Genomic DNA, 18,612 nt, shown 5'->3' with positions numbered 1-18,612 from the left:
GACGGCGGCCGGGTGCTCGCGGCATTTGAGGGGAAGGGGGAGTCTTCCCGACACTGTCGGCGGCATTGTCGGGAGGCATACGGCGGGTGCGGAGGGCATCGACTTCAGGTGGGCGGCTGGGCGAGCATGCGGCCCTCGGGAAGGCGTGTGAGCTGGGCCGGCACGCTCCCGACAGGCCGTGAGGCCGCGCGAGGCTGGGGCTGGAGGCACGCGCGGGCCTTCGCGGGAGGGGATGGCATTTCCGATGCGACGGCAGGGATGGGCCGCGCTGTGCGCGGTGACGACGCTGGTGCTTTCGGGCTGCAAGGAGCGCGAGGTCGCGGGCACCTGGAGCAACGCCTCCGGGTCCCTGGCGCTCAGCCGGGATGACTCGCTGCTCTACGTGGTGGACGCGGACAACGGCATCCTCGCCGTGGTGGACACCGCCCGCCGGGAGAAGGTCTCCGAGGTGCGCGTGGGCTCGCGCCCGGAGCGCGTGACGGTGGGCGTGGACGACACCGTGTACGTGACGAACCGGGGCGACCGGAGCGTGTCCGTCATCCGCAAGGGCGACGCGGTGGAGGCCGCGCGCATCCAGGTCGGCGTGGAGCCCACGGGGCTCGCGGTGTCTCCGGAAGGCAGCACGCTGTACGTGGTGAACAGCGCCACGCGGAAGTCCGCCGCGCGGGGCAGCCTCACCGCCATCGACACGGCCACGCTCACGGTGCGCTGGGAGCTGCCGCTGGGCGAGGAGCCGCGCGGCATCGCGCTCCTGGAGGAGGGCCGCAAGGCGGCGGTGTCGCTCTTCCGGCAGGGCGACGTGGTGACGGTGGACCTGTCGGACGCGAACAACCCCCGCGTGATGCGCGACGGCACGGACCTGAACGCGAAGGCCAACCGCCCTTCGGCCTCCGTGTCCAACGGGGGCTCCGCGGCGGACGACGTCTTCGATACCCCGCTGCCCCCCGGCGTCCAGCAGCTCCCGCGCGCCTTCCGGGCGCGCGGCATGGTGGACCTGCTGGGCGCGCCGGATGGGCGGCGCCTCTTCGCGCCGGTGCTGTGGTCGCGCGAGGATCCGCTGGGCGGCCCCGTGGACGGCCGCGACCCGGACCTGGGCGATTCCATGTACGGCGGCGGGACGCCGTGCGGTGCCTCCAGTGGCGGCGGCGTGGTGGCGGCGGGCGTCATCACCTTCGACACGGAGGACGAGGCGCCCCGGCCGGTGGTGGACGACCTGGACGAGTGCAAGCCGCCGCCGGAGGAGAAGCCGGACTACCCCACGTCGCTCATCGCGAGCCCATCGTTCACGACGCCCCTGCAGGGGCCCTCGGCGGCGGTGGTGGATCCGACGGGCGCGTGGCTGTTCCTGGTGAACCAGGACTCGAACAACGTGGCCATCCTGCCTTCGTTCCGGCGGACCGGCTCCGACCTGCCGAACGAGTCGAGCCCGGTGCGGCAGTTGGTGGACGTGGGCGCGGGGCCCAACGGCATCGCGCTCACGCGGGACGGGCGCAGGGCGTACGTCTACAACGCGTTCGACCACACGGTCAGCACGCTGGTGGGCGGGGCGAATGACATCCGCGAGGAGGGCTCGCGCCTGGTCATCGCGGGCGACACGCTGTCGCCGCTGGCGGCGGAGGGCCGTCGGCTGTTCTTCAGCGCGGTGGACCGGCGGATGACCAGCCCGTCCGTGGCGGTGTCCTGCGCGTCGTGCCACCTGGAGGGCCGCGAGGACGGCCACGTGTGGGGCTTCCCGGACGGGCCGCGCCAGACGCCCAGCCTCGCGGGCCGCATGACGACGGCCACGGCGCCCTTCCACTGGAGCGGCGAGTTCTCCGCGCTGGGGGACTTCATGAGCGCCACGGTGAAGGACCGCATGGGCGGCCAGGACCTGGACGCGGACACGGTCGCGAAGCTGGGCGCGTTCATCGACGCCATCCCCACGCCGGACAACGCGTTCCAGGGCGAGCCGCTGACGGCACCGCAGGCGCGCGGTGCTGTCCTCTTCAAGCAGGCGAAGTGCGACACCTGCCACACGGGCGCTGCGCTCACAAACAACACCAACGCGGACGTGGGCACGTTCGTGCGCTCCGGCGTGCTGCAGGACGCGGCGGCGGTCATCAAGGCGGGGCTCAACACGCCGTCGCTGCTGGGCGTGGGCCGCACCGCGCCGTACCTGCACGACGGCAGCGCGCCTTCGCTCAAGGCGCGTCTGCTGAACGGCCGCGAGACGAACCAGCACGGCATGACCGCGGGGCTGTCCGACGCGGACGTGGACGACCTGGTGGCGTACCTGGAGACGCTGTAGTTGCCTGAACGATGACGCCGGGGGGCATGGTCCCCGGCGCTCATGGGGCTCGCCTCACACGCCGCGGATGAATCACCTCCCAGGGGCGGGTATGCGCCCTGGGGGCTCGTGGTGCTGGTCCACCATTTCGGGCTCTGGGCCTGGACGTCCTGGCACCGGGGCATCCCTCCGCTCCTGGTGTTGGAGCGCTGGGACTCCCACTACTACAGCACGCTCGTTCTGGAGGGGTACACGTGGCCGCTCTGGGCCTTCCTGCCGCTGTACCCGGGCCTGGTCTGGCTGGCGCGGCTGGCACTGGGGGGCACCCTGCCTCCCAGGTCGTCGGCGCGGTCCTGTCCACGTTATGCCTGCTGGGCTTCGTCGCGTGGAACGCCCACCAGGCGAGGCGGGGGCCGTGGCGCGAAGGACTGATGGCCCGGACACCTTGGGGATGGTTCGTCTTCCTCTACGGTCCCGCCAGCTTCGCGCTGCACTCGCACCACACGGAGGGGCTCTTCCTGCTCCTGTCGTTCGGGGCGCTGGCGTGTGCCTCGCGTGGGCAACTGCTGCCTTCCGCCGTGCTGGTCTCGCTCTGCATCTTCACGCGCAATCAGGGCTGCTTCGTGGCGATTGCCGCCGCGCTCCTGGCGGCCATGCGCGAGCCGTCGTGGCGCGAGCGCTTCGTGCGGTTCATCTTCATGGGGGGCTTCGCGCTGCTGGCATTCGCCGGGCTGCTTGTCTTCGAGTGGAGCCGTTCCGGTGACCCCTTCATGTTCCTGAAGGCGCAGCGGGAGTGGAACCACGTGGACTCGCTTTGGGGCGCCATCCGGGGACTGTGGTTTGGCAATCCCTGGCACCGGGGCTTCAATGGCTGGCTGGTGCTGCGGAATGTCTTTGGCGCGGTGTGGCTGGTGTTCGCGGGGGTGTCATGGCGCCGCGACCGGGCCCTGGGCCTCTATGCCCTGCTGTCGCTGCTGGTGATGCTGCCGCAAGGCGACCTGGGAAATGCCTTCCGCTTCGGCGCGGTCCTCTTTCCGGTGAGGTTCGTCGCGGGTGACTGGCTGGCCACGCGCCCTGGAGCGTTGCGCTGGAGCGTGGCGCTGGTGCTTGTCTGGCTCAATCACAAGGTCACTCACGCCGATGCCATCGCGAAGTGGCCTTACTGAGAAGGGCCGTCAGGCGATGGCTGCCTACGGGCCCGCGTCAGGGACACCGGGCGTGGCCGGCTTCGGAACCACCGGCGCCTTCACCGCGGGACGCGGGGCAGGGACGGGCGGCGATGTCACCGGGCTTGAGCGGGAGCCCGAGCCCGGCGGCGCGGAGAGCAGATCCGTCGTCCCGGCGCGCGGCGTGGTGAGGCTGTCCAGCGGCTCCAGCGGCGCATCCAGGAGGAGGCTGTCCCCCGCGTCCGCCGGAAGCTCCGTGCCCGCGTCCGCCGTTGGATCCACCACGCCGTGGTGCGACGTCACCGCGAGGCGGGCCACGTCCAGCGCGCGGTCGGGGTCATCCCCCAGCCAGGTCACGACGACGACGCACGGCGTGTCGTCATCCCACGTCACCACCTGCGTCATGCCCTGCACGGGATTGCGGCGCGCGGCGGCCTTGCCCAGCGCCGGAATCTCCTCGCCGCCCGCGTTCAACGTGGGCGCGAGCAGCGCGCGCACATCCGCGTTCGCGTAGTGCGGCTGGCAGTCATACGCCACCGACACGGCCACGTCCGGCAACGCCGCCGAACGCAGCGTGCACAGCGGCCCGCACGAGGGACACGCGCGGTCCTCCTTCATCGTGAAGCCGTTCAGCGTGAGGTCGCGCAGGTCCGCGGGCAGCAATTCCTCGCACGAGGGCACGGTCAGCGTGGACGGCCGTCCCGGCAACCCGAGGAGGAGCGTTCCCGCATCCGACGCCGTGTCCGTGCCCGCACCGGGTTTGCTGCACGCGCCCAGGGCGAGCGCCATCAGCAATGCACCCCGTCCGACCCTCATCCCGTTGGCTCTCCTCACCGACGCCATTCGCGCGGGCGCGGATGGTAGACCGGGCCCGGCCCCCGTCATCAGCATTGTGGCCAGGCTGCCGCTTTCCGGACGCGGCCGGATGGCGGGAGGGTGGCCGGGCAGGCCGGCCTCGTTCAGTGCCAGAGCGTGGGCTAGGCTGCCTGTCTTCTTCCCTCATGCGCCTCCCCGGTCTCCTCACCCTGTCGCTCCTGGCCCTGGCGCCCGCCGTTCCCGCGCGCGCCCAGACGCCCCTCCCGCCCTCCCGGAGCGCGACCCCCGACGAGTCCTGGAGCGAACCCGGCAAGCCCGCGTCCCAGGCCACTCCCGCGCAACCCGGCCCCTCCGAAGAGGAGGAGCCCACCCGCGTCCCGGCTCCGCCCGACGCCCAGGGCGAAGCCGAGGGCTGGGAGTCCTTTCCCGGCGCCTCCGCCCCCGTCCCCGCGCCACCGCCTCCGCCTCCCCGGGATGCACCGCCGCTGCCCGCGGAGCCGCAGCCCACGCGCCGCCGCGCCAGGCCGCCCCGGCCCCCAAGCCCTCCGCAGGCCCCCAACCGCTACGGGCTCTACGGCGGACGGTCGCTGGGCGCCGGGCACGTGGGCGTGGGCATGGAGCTGGGCTACCCCTTCGTGTCCGCGCGCGGCGTGTACGGCGTCCTGGACCGACTGGACCTGGGGCTGGGCGTGGACAGCGTCTACGGCCTGATGACCGAGCTGCGCGCCAGCGCCCGCCTCACGCTCATGGACAGCCCCAACGTGAGCCTGGCCTTCGTGGTGGACGGAGGGCGCGCGTTCTTCCTGCGTCCCCCGGACACGGAGGACCGGGGCGCGCGCTACCTGAGCGGCCGGCGCGACTGGAACGTGGCCCCGGGGCTGGTGGCGTCCTTCCAGGGCGACGGCCCGCGCGCGTGGCGGCCGTACCTGGATGTCCGGGCCCTCTTCGCCTTCGACCTGGACCCCATCCAGCGCGACCCGCTGTCCGGCGTGCCGCCCGCGTGGAAGCTGGACGCCGCCGTCCTCGTCCGGCTGGGCGCGGAGTTTCCCGTCGGAGAGAAGACGTCCTACGCTGTCTCCTTCGGCGGGGACTTCCGCAGCCGCTCCACGGACGCGGAGTTCATGCCCACGCTGTCCGTGGGCGTGGTGTCCGCGCTGTTCTGAAAACCCCCCACCCCTCTCGACCCGAGGTCATCTCATGCGCGGCAGTGTCATCGGTGCAGGCTCCTTCGGAACGGCGCTCGCCAACGTGCTCGCGGTGAATTGCGACGAAGTCCGCCTGTGGGGCCGCGAACCCTCCGCCGTGGAGGCCATCAACACCCGCCACGAGAACGCCACCTACCTGAAGGGCATCCCCCTCTCCGAGCGCGTGCGCGCGACCACGGACCTGGAGGAGGCGCTGGCGGGCTCGGAGATGGTGGTGCTCGCCACGCCCAGCCACGCCACGCGCGAGGTGCTCGCGCGCGCGAAGACGTTCCTGCCCAAGAGCGTGCCCCTCGTCACGGTGTCCAAGGGCATCGAGAACGGCACGCTCCTCACCATGACGGAGCTGCTGGAGGACTGTCTGCCGGAGGAGTTCCACCCGTACGTCGCGGTGCTCTCCGGCCCCAGCTTCGCCAAGGAGCTGGCGCGGCGCATGCCCACGGTGGTGACCATCGCGTCGCACTGGGACAAGGTGGCCCAGCGCTGCCAGAAGGCGCTGCAGACGGACACCTTCCGCTCGTACACGTCCACGGACGTGGTGGGCGTGCAGTACGGCGGCGCGCTGAAGAACGTCATCGCCATCGCCGCGGGCATGGCGGACGGCCTGGGCATGGGCCACAACGCGAGAGCCGCCATCATCACGCGCGGCCTGGCGGAAATCACCCGGCTCGCGGTGAGGAAGGGCGCCAACCCGCTGACGCTCTCCGGCCTGTCCGGCATGGGCGACCTGGTGCTCACGTGCACGGGCGAGCTCAGCCGCAACCGCCACGTGGGCATGGAGCTGGGCAGGGGCCGCAAGCTGCCGGACATCCTCGCGGAGATGAAGGAGGTCGCCGAGGGCGTGAAGACCGCGAAGAGCGCGCGCGACCTGTCCCTCAAGACGGGCGTGGAGCTGCCCATCTGCGAGCAGGTCTACCTCATCGCCTATGAGGGCAAGAACGCCAAGATGGCGGTGGTGGACCTGATGACGCGCCAGCCGAAGTCGGAGCTGTCCGGCGTCTGAGGCAGGGCGCTAGTAGCGGCGCGGCCGGGCTTCCGGGCCCGCGCCGCGCACGCGCCACACGGTGAGCCGCTCGGAGTTGGTGTGGCTGAGCACCAGCCCCTCCGTCTGCATCTCCTCCAGCAGACGGTTCGTCTTGAGGCGGTCCAGCCCGATGGTGCGGCCCAGCATGTCGCCGGGCATGCCGCTGATGTTGGCGCGCAGCTCGTTGATGATGGCGCGCTTGAACTCGTTCTTCTGCAGGCCGTCGATGTCCTGCGTCCGCCACGCGGACAGGATGCCCCAGCCGATGAGCAGCAGCGTCACCACGGCGATGACCGGGTAGACGATGTGGCTGTTCTTCTCGAGCAGCTCGATGTAGCCGGTGGTGATGGACGAGACGGGCCTGTCGTAGTCCGGCCCGGAGTCCTGTCCGGGCAGACCTTCGATTTGGGCCGTCAACAGCGGGAGGAGCAGTTTCAGCGCGGGAGCCAAGGCCCCCCGACTCTACGGGGAGGGCCCCCGCGCCGACAACCCGCCCGCCGTCACACGACGCCGATGGACTCGGACGCACCCTCGGCGAACAGGGTGGTGTCCGCCTTGGCCAGCAGGGTCGCCAGCCCCTCGCGCTTCACCGCGCTGATGGCCACGCCGCCCTGGGAGCGAAGCAGCGTCTCCACCTCGTCCGCGGTGAGCTGGTCCGCCTTGTTCCAGACCATCAGGCGCGGCTTCTCCGTCAGGCCCAGCGACTGGAGGATCTTCTCCACGGCCTCCACCTGGTCGTCGCGCGCGGGGTCGCTCGCGTCCACCACGTGCAGGAGGAGGCTTGCGTCGTACAGCTCCTCCAGCGTGGCGCGGAAGGCCGCCACCAGGTCCTTGGGCAGGTCCCGGATGAAGCCCACCGTGTCGGTGATGATGACCTCGCGCTCCTGCGGGAAGCGCAGGCGGCGGCTGGTGGGGTCCAGCGTGGCGAACAGCTTGTCCTCCGCCAGCACCTCCGCGTTGGTGATGGCGTTGAGCAGCGTGGACTTGCCCGCGTTGGTGTAGCCCACGATGGAGATGACCGGCACCTCGCGCCGGTTGCGCTGCGCCCGGCGGACGCTGCGCTCGCGGCTGATGACGTCGATGCGACGCTCCAGGTTCGTGATGCGCTCGCGCACGCGGCGACGGTCGATTTCGAGCTTCGTCTCACCGGGACCGCGGCCGCCCACGCCACCGCCCATGAGGCGGCTGAGCGAGTCATCCCCCTGCACCAGCCGGGGCAGCCGGTACTTCAGCTGCGCCAGCTCCACCTGCAGCTTGCCCTCCGCCGTCTGCGCCCGCTGGGCGAAGATGTCGAGGATGAGCTGCGTGCGGTCGAGGATCTTCAGGCTCGTCGCGTCGCCGATGTGCCGCCCCTGCGACGGGGTGAGGTCCTTGTCGAAGATGAGCAGGTCCACCATGGACTGCATGGAGCGCAGGTTCAGGTCCTCCAGCTTGCCCCGGCCGATGAGGTAGCGAGGATCCGCCTCGCGCTTCATCTGGAGCACGCTGTCCACCACCTCCACGCCCGCGGTGCGCGCCAGCTCCTTCAGCTCCGCCAGCGAGGACTCCGCCCGGGCGCGGTTGCCGTCCAGGCACACCGCCACCAGGATGGCGCGCTCCTTCCCGGACACCGTGCGCGCGGCCGCCTTGCGGTTGAGCTCCTCCTCCAGCGCGTCCAGCGTGGCCAGCAGGTCCGGCTGTTCACCGTGCACGGAGGGCAGGGTGGACACGTGCCAGAACTCACCCGAGCCGTTCTCCGGCACCAGGTAGGCCCAGTGCATCACGCCGGGCAGGCCGTCGTTGCCCACGCCCACGGCCGCCACGCAGTCCAGGCGCAGCAGCGCCAGGTCCGTGAGGTCGTCCTTCGTCAGGGGTTCGCTCTTGAGGTGCGTGTGCACCAGCCGCAGGCCGCGCAGACGGATCTGCCCGGCGCGCGCACGGCCGATGTCCGGCAGCTCCAGCTTGTGCGCGTTGCCCACGACGACGTGCTCGATGTCGCCCTTGCGGTTGATGAGGACGCCCACCTGACGGTTGAGCTCGTGCGACAGCTCGGTGAGGTGGCGGGCAAGCTCCGCGGACACGATTTCGCGCGGATCCACGCGGCGGCGGAAGGTGTTGCGCAGCCGCTGCTGCTCGCTCGACTTCAGGCCCAGGGTGTTGCCGTAGATTTCCTTCAAACCGTTTCTCCTGGCGCGGACATCGAAGGGCCCGCGCCCCGTTCAAGACATTGGATGGACAGGGACCGTCCGCGTTTCATGACAATGGCCCCTGTTTTCCGCCTGCCACGAAGCCTGGTGAACAGCCGGCCGCGCGCGTCCTTTCCCGTTCCAGCCTACGCTGCCTTCCGTGACTGATTCCGCACGCAATGCCCTGCGCGAGGCCCGCCGCGTGGTGGTGAAGATTGGGACCAACGCGCTGACGAGCGCCACCGGCCGCTTCAACCGCGCCCACTTCGACGCGCTGGGACAGGACCTGCTGTGGGCCGCCGGGGGCCGGGAGCTGGTGGTGGTGTCCAGCGGCGCCATCGCGCTGGGCATGGAGCGGCTGGGGCTGCCCGCGCGTCCCCGGGACATCCCGGGCAAGCAGGCGTGCGCGGCGGTGGGGCAGAGCCGCCTGATGCAGGCGTACGAAGAGGCCTTCAGCCACGCGGCGCGCACCGTGGCCCAGGTGCTGCTCACCCACGAGGACGTGCAGGAGCGCCGGCGCTACCTCAACGTGAAGCACACCCTGGACCGGCTGTTGGCCGCGAGCGTGGTGCCGGTCATCAACGAGAACGACACCGTGTCGGTGGACGAGCTGAAGTTCGGCGACAACGACACGCTGGCCAGCTTGGTGGCCGGCGTGGTGGAGGCCGACGCGCTGGTCCTCCTCTCCGACGTGGAGGGGCTCTACACCGCCGACCCGCGCAGGGACGCCGACGCCCGCCTCATGCCCTCCGTGCCGCGCGTCACCTCGGACGTGCTGGCCCTGGCCGGGGACGCCACCAGCGCGGTGGGCACGGGCGGCATGGCGTCCAAGGTGCGCGCCGCCGCTCGCGCCGCGGAGCTGGGCATCCCGTGCGTCATCACCTCCGGCGCGGTGCCCGGCCGCCTGCGCGGCGTGCTGCAGGGGGAGGCGGTGGGCACGCTCTTCGAGCCCGCCGGACGCCGCAGCGCGCGCACCGCCTGGATCGCCCACGCCCTGAGGCCCCGGGGCCGGCTGGTGGTGGACGCGGGCGCGAAGGAGGCCATCGTCACCGGCAAGCGCAGCCTGCTGCCCAGCGGCGTGACGGGCGTGGAGGGGGAGTTCGGCCGGGGAGACCCGGTGGACCTGACGGACGCGGCCGGGACGGTGTTCGCCCGGGGCCTGTCCACCTACGACGCCAACGAGCTCAAGCGCATCGCCGGGCGGCGGAGCGCGGACATCGAGGCGGTGCTGGGCTACCGCTACCTGGATGAAGCGGTGCACCGCGACGACCTGGCGGTGCTGTAGGGGCCGTGCGCGCAAGCCGCCTGACTAGATGGAGGAGGAGACGGACTTCACCGTGCCGGGCGTGTTCTCCGTCAGCTGCATCAGCGCGCGGAACTCCGGGGAGTCCACCTTCATCAGGAGCAGCGACACCTCCAGCTCGCCCGGCACCCGGCCCAGCTGGAGCTTGCGCTCCTGGCCGTGCAGCAGCGCGAGCTGCGAGTGGCCCTCGCCCTCCGGCAGGGACAGGTCCACCTGGAGCTGGAAGGAGTCGCCCTCGCCCTTGGGCGTGAGCACCAGCCGGTAGTCCGGCACCGTCGCGCCCGGACGGCGGCGCTCGGCGCGCAGCGTGCGGCCCGCCTCTCCCAGCAGCTTGGGCTGGGCGATCAGCCGGCCGTCGCGCCGGACCTCCAGCGCGAAGTAGAGCGGCTCGGAGCGGGCGTGCGCGGGCGCGGAGGCGAAGGCCAGCAGCACCAGCGCCAGCCCGGGAAGCCACTTCTTCAGCAGGGAGGTGCGGTCCATGGTCGAGCCCTCGTCAAAGCCTTCCGTCCGCCGCGTCGCCCCCACGGCAGCCAGCGGAGCTTCCACCAGAGGCTCTGGAGGAGGCACGCTGTCGCTTCTCACCCAATTCGACAGGGCCCAAGGAATAACCCAGACGCGCCCCGAGTGCGAGCCCCACGCCCGGGGTTGTCTGCTGCCTGGCGGACGAAACGAGGGGTACATGGTGATACCTGCTTGCCTGTTCAGGTTGGGGCGACTATCTCCCCCTTGGACGGAGCCAGCCCCCTCCGGTGTTCCCTCCCTGTCCCTTTCCTGGCCTGCTCCCTTCTCCCACCCCGGAAGTCCCCGGTCTCTTGATCTCCCGGGTCCTGTCCGCCATCGTCACCGATCTCCTGAATGGACCGCACGGAACGCATCCTTGATCTCGTGGCACTGCTGCTCGACGCGCGGGAACCCATCTCGTGGGCCGAGCTGCGTGAGCACTTCCCCGCGGACTACGGCGGTTCGGACGACGCCGCGGAACGCAAGTTCGAACGCGACAAGGCGGAGCTCGTCGAGCTGGGCTTCCCGCTGAGCTACGTGCAGGGCGACGACGAGCGGCGCGACGGCTACCTCGTCGACCGCAACGTCTACTACCTGCCGGAGGCGGACCTCACGAAGGAGGAGCTGGCCGTCCTCTACGCCGCCGGGTCCGCCGCGCTGGCGTCCGGCGCCTTCCCCGGCCGCGACGACCTGGCGCACGCGCTGCGCAAGATTGGCTTCTTCGCCGGGGAGTCCCTGCCCACGCCGCGTGTGCGCATGGAGCTGGGCACCGGACAGGAGGGCCAGGAGAAGGAGGTCTCCGCCCGCCTGGAGCAGCTCTGGGACGCGTGCTCCGCGCACAAGTGGGTGCAGATCACCTACGGCAGCCCGCGCAAGGACGGCGTCACGGAACGGCGCGTGGACCCCTACGGCCTGGCGCTCCGGCGCGGCGTCTGGACGCTGGTGGGCTACTGCCACCTGCGCCAGGGCCTGCGCACCTTCCACGTCCACCGCATCCGCGAGCTGAAGGTGAACACCGCGCGGCCGCGCACGCCGGACTTCGAGGTGCCGGCGGACTTCTCGCTGGACGCCCACGTGGCCTACTTCCCCTGGCAGTACCGCTTCCATGAGCCCATGGAGGTGACACTCCAGCTCACCGGGCCGCAGGCCTCGCGCGCGGGCTCGCTGTTCCCGGGCGCGGCGCTGGAGCCGGTAGGGGAGGGCGTCGTGCGGGCGCGCTTCCCGGTGACGTTCCTGGACGGGCTGGCACGCTTCGTCCTGTCCCTGGGCGCGGACTGCCGCATGGAAGGGCCTCCGGAGGCGCGCGAGCGCCTGGAGCGGATGGCCGCGAACATCCTGGCGAAGCACGCGCCGGTGGAAGGTCAGCGGGTGAGCGCATGAGCAACGTCCACGAGCGGCTGCGCCGCCTGCTGTTCCTCGTCCCCTACGTCTCCAAGCACCCGGGCGTCACGGTGGACGCCCTGGCCAAGGCCCTCAACATCAGCCGCGAGGACCTGCTGGAGGAGCTGGACCTGCTCACCTGCGTGGGCCGGCCGCCCTTCAACCCGGACGACTACATCGACATCTACGTGGACAACGACCGCGTCTACGTGGACCTGGACCAGCGCCTGTTCGCGCCGCCCCGGCTGACGGCGGGCGAGGCCGCGGCCCTGGCCGCCGCGGCGGAGCTCTTGCGCCCGGCCACCGGCGACGCGCTCCAGAGCGCCCTCACGAAGCTGGAGGGCATCATCCCGCCCGCGGCCCGCGAGCGCTTCCGGGACATGTACCGGAAGATCGACGCCTCCGCGGACGCGCCCCCGGCGCTGGGGCCGCTCACGCGCGCCATCCTGGAGCGGCTGGAGGTGACGTTCGGCTACGCCAGCCCCGGCCGCGCCCCGGAGCCCCGCCGGGTGCGCCCCTACGAGCTGCTCAGCCACCGCGGCCAGTGGTACCTCCAGGGCTTCTGCCACACCCGCCAGGACGCGCGCCTGTTCCGGTTGGATCGCATGGAGGACCTGGCCGTCACGACCACGGCCTTCCAGCCGCCGCCGGACGCCCGCGCGGACGTGCCCAACCCGGCGCGCAGCGCCAGCGAGGCCTCCGTCCGGGTGCGCTTCACTCCGACGGCCGCACCCTACGTGAAGGAGCGCTTCGGTCAGGACGCCCGCCCGCTCGCTGACGGTGGGGTGGAGGTGCGGGTGGCCGGAGACAGTGAGCGCTGGCTCACGCAGTGGGTGCTATCCTTCGGGGGAGAGGCGGAAGTGCTGGAGCCGGCGAGCGCGCGCGCCGCCGTTGCCCGAGCCGTACATGCCTCGATAGGCTCCTAGGACGACATGGCCTTCCAACTGACGATCTCCGAGGGAAAAGACGCCGGCAAGGAGTTCGTCTTCGACCAGGACTCCGTGCTCATCGGGCGCACCTCCGAGTGCGACGTGGTGCTGTACGACCCCGGCATCTCCCGCCGTCACTGCCGCATCTTCCAGGACGGTGACGGCTACGCGGTGGAGGACCAGAAGAGCGCCAACGGCACGCTCGTCAACGGCGCGGCCGTGCAGAAGCAGACACTGACGGACGGCGACACGCTGACGCTGGGCCCGGTGACGTTCCTGTTCGCGCTCGCGGCGGAGGACGCGCCCACCGGCGAGGACGAGAAGCCTGCGGAGGACGGCGCCAACAGCACGCGCATCGTCTCCATCGACTCCGTGCGCAAGCAGCGCAACAAGAAGGGCGCCGCGCTCGTGCCGGAAGGCGCGGACGAGGAGGACCTGCAGGGCATCCGCGCGGAGTCCACGCGCATGAACATGCGCGCCATCCGCCGGCCCACCTCCAACGCCCAGCGCGCCGTGCCGCAGGAGCAGCCTCCTCCGGAAGAGGACGGTCCCGCCACCATCGAGAAGGCCCCCGCGGCGCCCCCGCCCGCGCGCCGCACCGGCTCGCAGTCGTCCCGCGCGGTGGCCCGCACGCCCCGCGCCGGTGGCTCCAGCGGCGGCGGTCTGTCCGCGGCCGAGCGCGCCCGCATCCGCCGTGAGACGCCGGGCCTGGTGGCCAACCTGCGCCTGTTCTGGGCGGAGGCGAACTCCAAGGTGCGCGCGGGCGTGATGGCCGGCGGCGGCGTGGTGGTGCTGGGCCTCTTCGCCCTCATGTACTGGCTGGTGCTGGGCGGTGACGACAAGGTGCAGAAGGGCGAGGAGCCCGTGCGCCTGTCCAACCAGCCCATCAACGACTCGTTCGGCCTGGGTGACGGCGTCACCTGGAACCGGCCGGACATGAAGGTCTTCGAGTGGGAGTTCGTCGCCGCGACGCGCGCGGTGGTCATCCTCCACTACCAGGCCCAGGGCATCTCCAAGGACGAGGTGGTGGTGAGCGTCAACGGCGTGGACGTGGGCAAGGTGCCCCCGGACACGATGGCCAGCCAGGAGCGCTCGCTGGAGCTGATGATCCCGCCCCAGCAGCTGCGCAAGGGTGAGCCCAACCGCATCATCTTCGACAACACCCGCAACCCGCCCGGCGAGGACACCTGGCGCGTGTGGAACGTCTGGGTGGAGCGCGCGCTCCTGCCCGAGCAGCTCTCCACGCAGCAACTGGTCGCGAACGCCCGGGACCTCTTCAAGAAGGGCCAGAAGAACTTCGAGACGCCGGACATCGGCGCGCGCAACCGCTACGAGGCCTGGAAGTCCTTCCGCGAGGCGTGGCTGATGCTGGAGGCCCACCCGGATCCGAAGCCGGACCTGTACGACGAGGCCCAGGAGGCCATGCGCCGCGCCCAGCAGGAGCTGGACCGCACCTGCTCCAAGCTGCTGCTGGAGGTGGAGGGCTACTACAACCAGGGCCACTTCAAGCAGGCCGCCTCCACGCTGGACCACATGCGCGAGTACTTCCCCGAGTACGACCAGCCGTGCGCCACCCGCGCGGAGAACAAGCGCATCGAGTACGGCCTGTAGTCCCAGCCGTTGCCTGGCGGACGGTGCAACCCCGCCAGGGAGGCGGGCAGGGCCCGTCCGGGTTGCCGGTCACTCCCCCCGGTCCCACCCTCAATAGGGTGATGCGTGAGCTGGCGGGGGAGGGTCAGACGGAGGGGTTGGTTCCAGCGGCGCCCAGGCCGGCGCGCTCGGTGGGGCCGGTGCCCGAACACGCTCCGGTGTGGAGCGACGGGGTGTCCCGGCGGCTGCTCGCCCGCTACTACCTGCCGCAGCACCACCCCACGCTCCAGGGCAACGCGTGCCGCCTGCTGCGCGACGGCGTGGAGGCCTACCCGGAGATGCTGGAGGCCATCCGCCGCGCGCGCCGCTCCATCCGCCTGGAGACGTACATGTTCGTCACCGACGCGGTGGGCGAACTCTTCGGCCAGGCGCTGGCGGAGGCCGCCGAGCGCGGCGTGCACGTGAAGGTGCTGTACGACGCGGTGGGGTCCTGGACCAGCCGCAGGAGCTTCTTCGAGGGGCTGCGCCAGCGCGGCGTGGACGTGCGGGCGTTCAAGCCCTTCAGCCTCCAGCGCGGGCTGCGCCACCTGCTGCGCCGGGACCACCGGAAGATTCTCGTCGTGGACGGCCAGGTGGCCTTCACGGGCGGGGTGAACATCGCGGCGCACTGGGCCCCGGAGGGGCAGGGCGTGGCGTGGCGCGACGACGTGCTGCGCATCGAAGGCCCGGCGGTGCACGAGCTGGAGCGCAGGTTCCTGGCCACGTGGCGGATGATGTTCCGGGACCGGCTGAGCCGGCTGCGCCGCCGCATCCAGGGCGGGGCGCACGCGCCCAGGGCGCTGCTGGCCAAGGGGGACGTGGGACTGGCGGTGCTGTCCAGCCGCCGCAGCATCCACCGCGCGTATCTGCACGCCATCCAGCGCGCGCGGGCCAGCGTGCTCATCGCCGCGGGCTACTTCGTGCCGGACCGGCGCATGGTGGCCGCGCTCAAGGACGCGGCGAAGCGCGGCGTGGAGGTGAGCCTGCTGCTCAACGGGGGCAAGAGCGACCACCCGTTCCTCGAGCATGCGACGCGCGCCTTCTACGAGCCGCTGATGGAGGCCGGCATCCGCATCTTCGAGTGGCGCCGGGGCGTGCTGCACGCCAAGACGGCCGTGGTGGACGGGGTGTGGGGCACCATCGGGTCGTTCAACCTGGAACGGCTGTCCCTGGCCTTCAACCACGAGGTGAACGCCGTCTTCGCGGACCCCCGGCTGGGGCGCGACCTGGAGGACTCGTTCCGCCTGGATTGCGGCAACTGCCGCGAGGTGGACCTGGCCCTCTTCCGCCGCCGGCCCCTCTGGCAGAAGGCCGTGGAGCGCGTGCTGTACTTCTTCCGCAAGGTGCTCTGAGCGGGGCCGTAAGCCCGGGGTTCGAGCCAACCGTCCACCGTCTTCAACGCGGTGCAGGAACCCTTTGCATGCCGGGGGGGACACGCCTAGAAGTTGCGTCATTCCGGCACGGAAGGACGGCAACGCACATGACGGACAGTTTCGGCACCAAGGCCCAGCTCAAGGTCGGCTCGGCCACCTACGACTACTTCAGCCTGGCCACGCTGGCGAAGGCCCACCCGGCGGTCAACCGCCTCCCGTTCTCGCTGAAGGTCCTGCTGGAGAACCTGCTGCGCAACGAGGATGGCCGCGTCGTCAAGCGCGAGCACATCGAGAAGATGCTCGCCTGGGACCCCAAGGCGGCCCCGGAGACCGAAATCTCCTTCCACCCCGCGCGCGTGCTGCTCCAGGACTTCACCGGCGTGCCGGCCGTCGTGGACATGGCCGCCATGCGCGAGGCCCTGGCCTCCATGGGCGGTGACCCGGCCAAAATCAATCCGCGCAACCCGGCGGACCTGGTCATCGACCACTCGGTGCAGATCGACTCGTTCGCCACCACCGCGGCCTTCAAGGAGAACGCGGAGCTGGAGTTCGAGCGCAACCGCGAGCGCTACGCCTTCCTGCGCTGGGGCCAGAGCGCGTTCAAGGGCTTTGGCGTGGTGCCGCCGGACATCGGCATCTGCCACCAGGTGAACCTGGAGTTCCTGGCGCAGGTGACGTTCCGACAGGGCAGCACCGTGTACCCGGACACGCTCGTGGGCACGGACAGCCACACGACGATGATCAACGGCCTGGGCGTGGTGGGCTGGGGCGTGGGCGGCATCGAGGCGGAGGCGGCGCTCTTGGGCCAGCCCATCACGATGCTGATTCCGCAGGTGGTGGGCTTCAAGCTCACCGGCAAGCTGCCCGCGGGCGCCACGGCCACGGACCTGGTGCTCACCGTCACGCAGATGCTTCGCAAGAAGGGCGTGGTGGGCAAGTTCGTGGAGTTCTACGGCGAGGGCCTCAAGGGGCTGTCGCTGCCGGACCGCGCCACCATCGCGAACATGGCTCCGGAGTACGGCGCCACCATCGGCTTCTTCCCGGTGGACGAGGAGAGCTGCAACTACCTGCGCTTCACCGGCCGCCCGGATGACGTCGTGGCGCTGACGGAGGCGTACGCCAAGGCGCAGGGCCTGTGGCTGAACGCCGGCGCGCAGGACCCGCTCTTCAGCGACACGCTGGAGCTGGACCTGGCCGCCGTGGTGCCCAGCCTCGCGGGCCCCAAGCGTCCGCAGGACCGCGTGCCCCTGAAGGAGATGAAGGCCGGGTACGAGAAGTCCCTGGTGGAGATGCTCGCCGCGGGCAAGAGCAAGGGCGAGGACGACGAGGGCCCCAAGGGCGGCGCGAAGGCCCCCGCGGCCCCGGTGGCCCCGGAGCGGCTGGCGCAGGCCGTCACCGTGAAGGCCGGCAAGCAGAGCTACCAGGTGGGCCACGGCGCGGTGGTCATCGCGTCCATCACGTCCTGCACCAACACGTCCAATCCGGCGGTGCTGGTGGCCGCGGGCATCCTGGCGAAGAAGGCCGTGGAGAAGGGCCTCAAGCCGCAGCCCTGGGTGAAGACGTCCCTGGCCCCGGGCAGCCGCGTGGTGACGGAGTACCTGCGCGACGCGGGCCTGCTGCCCTACCTGGAGGCCGTGGGCTTCCACGTCGTGGGCTACGGCTGCACCACCTGCATCGGCAACTCCGGCCCGCTGCCGGAGCCCGTCTCCAACGCGGTGGTGGAGGGCGACCTGGTGGTGGCGGCGGTGCTGTCCGGCAACCGCAACTTCGAGGGCCGCATCAACCCGCACGTGCGCATGAACTACCTGGCGAGCCCCCCGCTCGTGGTGGCGTACGCGCTGGCCGGTGAAGTGGGCCGCGACCTGGACAACGAGCCGCTGGGCACGGACCCCAACGGCAAGCCGGTGTTCCTCAAGGACATCTGGCCGTCCAACGAGGAGATCAAGGAGACCATCCGCACGGCCGTGAAGCCGGAGCAGTTCCGCAGCCAGTACGCGAACGCCATGGAAGGCGACACGCTCTGGCAGCAGCTCCAGGTGAGCAAGGGCTCCACGTTCCAGTGGGATGAGAAGTCCACCTACGTGCGCAAGCCGCCCTTCTTCGAGAACCTCCCGAAGGAGCCCAAGGCCGTCCAGGACATCAAGGGCGCGCGCGTGCTGGCGCTCCTGGGTGACTCCGTCACGACGGACCACATCTCCCCCGCGGGCAACATCGCGAAGACGAGCCCCGCCGCGAAGTACCTCATGGCGGAGGGCGTGGAGCCCAAGGACTTCAACTCCTACGGCGCGCGCCGCGGCAACCACGAGGTGATGGTGCGCGGCACCTTCGCCAACATCCGCCTGAAGAACCTGCTGGTTCCCGGCGTGGAGGGCGGCGTCACGGTGCACATCCCCACGCGTGAGCGGATGAGCATCTACGACGCGTCCATGAAGTACCAGGCGGACAACATCCCGCTCGTGGTGCTCGCGGGCGCCGAGTACGGCACCGGCTCCAGCCGCGACTGGGCGGCCAAGGGCACGCAGCTCTTGGGCGTGAAGGCCGTCATCGCGAAGAGCTTCGAGCGCATCCACCGCTCCAACCTCGTGGGCATGGGCGTGCTGCCCCTGCAGTTCGAGGCGGGCCAGGACGCGCAGTCGCTGGGCCTCACCGGCCACGAGACGTTCGAGATCACCGGCATCGCGGAGGGGCTGGCGCCGCAGAAGAAGCTCACCGTGAAGGCCACCGGTGAGAAGGGCCCCATCGAGTTCACGGCGCTGTGCCGCATCGACACGCCGAACGAGCTCGACTACTACCGCAACGGCGGCATCCTCCAGTACGTGCTCCGCCAGCTCGCCAAGGCGTAAGCAGGCGGCACGACA

General features: G+C 71.1%; 14 protein-coding genes. 10 read left to right on the top strand and 4 right to left on the bottom strand.

Annotated features, from left to right (window positions below):
- The first annotated feature begins 244 nt into the window (after positions 1 to 244).
- A complete protein-coding gene (locus tag JYK02_RS15745; RefSeq protein ID WP_207051880.1) occupies positions 245 to 2,287 on the top strand; it encodes a c-type cytochrome in 2,043 nt (680 codons plus the stop codon).
- 410 nt (positions 2,288 to 2,697) lie between these two features.
- Positions 2,698 to 3,432, top strand: a complete 735-nt coding sequence (locus JYK02_RS15740) for a hypothetical protein (RefSeq protein WP_207051878.1) — start codon at positions 2,698 to 2,700, stop codon at positions 3,430 to 3,432.
- Between the two features lie 24 nt (positions 3,433 to 3,456).
- Here JYK02_RS15740 and JYK02_RS15735 read toward each other — a convergent pair whose 3' ends face one another.
- Positions 3,457 to 4,248 (bottom strand): hypothetical protein, encoded by a 792-nt coding sequence (locus JYK02_RS15735; RefSeq protein ID WP_207051876.1) that lies wholly within the window; start codon positions 4,246 to 4,248, stop codon positions 3,457 to 3,459.
- A 185-nt stretch (positions 4,249 to 4,433) separates the two neighbouring features.
- On the opposite strand from JYK02_RS15735, the gene JYK02_RS15730 reads away from it, so the two are divergent.
- Together JYK02_RS15730 and JYK02_RS15725 are read left to right on the top strand one after the other, a co-directional pair.
- Positions 4,434 to 5,411, top strand: a complete 978-nt coding sequence (locus JYK02_RS15730; RefSeq protein ID WP_207051874.1) for a hypothetical protein — start codon at positions 4,434 to 4,436, stop codon at positions 5,409 to 5,411.
- A gap of 34 nt (positions 5,412 to 5,445) precedes the next feature.
- A complete protein-coding gene (locus JYK02_RS15725; protein ID WP_207051872.1) occupies positions 5,446 to 6,453 on the top strand; it encodes an NAD(P)H-dependent glycerol-3-phosphate dehydrogenase in 1,008 nt (335 codons plus the stop codon).
- Between the two features lie 9 nt (positions 6,454 to 6,462).
- On the opposite strand, the gene JYK02_RS15720 is transcribed toward JYK02_RS15725, so the two are convergent.
- Positions 6,463 to 6,924, bottom strand: coding sequence for a hypothetical protein (locus tag JYK02_RS15720; RefSeq protein ID WP_242588762.1), 462 nt, complete (start codon positions 6,922 to 6,924; stop codon positions 6,463 to 6,465).
- A gap of 50 nt (positions 6,925 to 6,974) precedes the next feature.
- Positions 6,975 to 8,630 (bottom strand): GTPase HflX, encoded by a 1,656-nt coding sequence (hflX, locus tag JYK02_RS15715; protein WP_207051870.1) that lies wholly within the window; start codon positions 8,628 to 8,630, stop codon positions 6,975 to 6,977.
- 169 nt (positions 8,631 to 8,799) lie between these two features.
- Here hflX and proB point away from each other — a divergent pair, with 169 nt between their 5' ends.
- Positions 8,800 to 9,924 carry a glutamate 5-kinase gene (gene proB / locus JYK02_RS15710; protein ID WP_207051868.1) on the top strand — a complete coding sequence of 375 codons (1,125 nt, stop codon included), beginning with the start codon at positions 8,800 to 8,802 and terminating at the stop codon, positions 9,922 to 9,924.
- A 24-nt stretch (positions 9,925 to 9,948) separates the two neighbouring features.
- On the opposite strand, the gene JYK02_RS15705 is transcribed toward proB, so the two are convergent.
- Positions 9,949 to 10,422, bottom strand: a complete 474-nt coding sequence (locus JYK02_RS15705; RefSeq protein ID WP_207051866.1) for a hypothetical protein — start codon at positions 10,420 to 10,422, stop codon at positions 9,949 to 9,951.
- A 375-nt stretch (positions 10,423 to 10,797) separates the two neighbouring features.
- Between JYK02_RS15705 and JYK02_RS15700 the strand changes: the two genes are divergently transcribed.
- The 5 genes from JYK02_RS15700 to acnA all read left to right on the top strand — a co-directional run bounded on the left by JYK02_RS15700 (position 10,798) and on the right by acnA (position 18,597).
- Positions 10,798 to 11,823 (top strand): helix-turn-helix transcriptional regulator, encoded by a 1,026-nt coding sequence (locus JYK02_RS15700; protein ID WP_207051864.1) that lies wholly within the window; start codon positions 10,798 to 10,800, stop codon positions 11,821 to 11,823.
- Positions 11,820 to 12,749 carry a helix-turn-helix transcriptional regulator gene (locus JYK02_RS15695; protein ID WP_207051862.1) on the top strand — a complete coding sequence of 310 codons (930 nt, stop codon included), beginning with the start codon at positions 11,820 to 11,822 and terminating at the stop codon, positions 12,747 to 12,749. Before JYK02_RS15700 ends, JYK02_RS15695 begins: the two co-directional genes overlap by 4 nt.
- 6 nt (positions 12,750 to 12,755) lie before the next feature.
- The gene (locus JYK02_RS15690) at positions 12,756 to 14,363 is read left to right on the top strand and encodes an FHA domain-containing protein (RefSeq protein WP_207051860.1); all 1,608 of its coding nucleotides are present in this window, start codon (positions 12,756 to 12,758) and stop codon (positions 14,361 to 14,363) included.
- A gap of 101 nt (positions 14,364 to 14,464) precedes the next feature.
- The gene (locus JYK02_RS15685) at positions 14,465 to 15,733 is read left to right on the top strand and encodes a phospholipase D-like domain-containing protein (protein ID WP_207051858.1); all 1,269 of its coding nucleotides are present in this window, start codon (positions 14,465 to 14,467) and stop codon (positions 15,731 to 15,733) included.
- A 128-nt stretch (positions 15,734 to 15,861) separates the two neighbouring features.
- On the top strand, positions 15,862 to 18,597 hold the full coding sequence (acnA, locus tag JYK02_RS15680) for an aconitate hydratase AcnA (RefSeq protein ID WP_207051856.1): 2,736 nt from the start codon (positions 15,862 to 15,864) through the stop codon (positions 18,595 to 18,597).
- Positions 18,598 to 18,612: the final 15 nt, after the last annotated feature.

Source organism: Corallococcus macrosporus, assembly GCF_017302985.1.
GTDB classification, from domain to species: domain Bacteria; phylum Myxococcota; class Myxococcia; order Myxococcales; family Myxococcaceae; genus Corallococcus; species Corallococcus macrosporus_A.
Note: the sequence above shows the minus strand (reverse complement) of the source record. Positions and strands in the feature narration are given on the sequence as shown.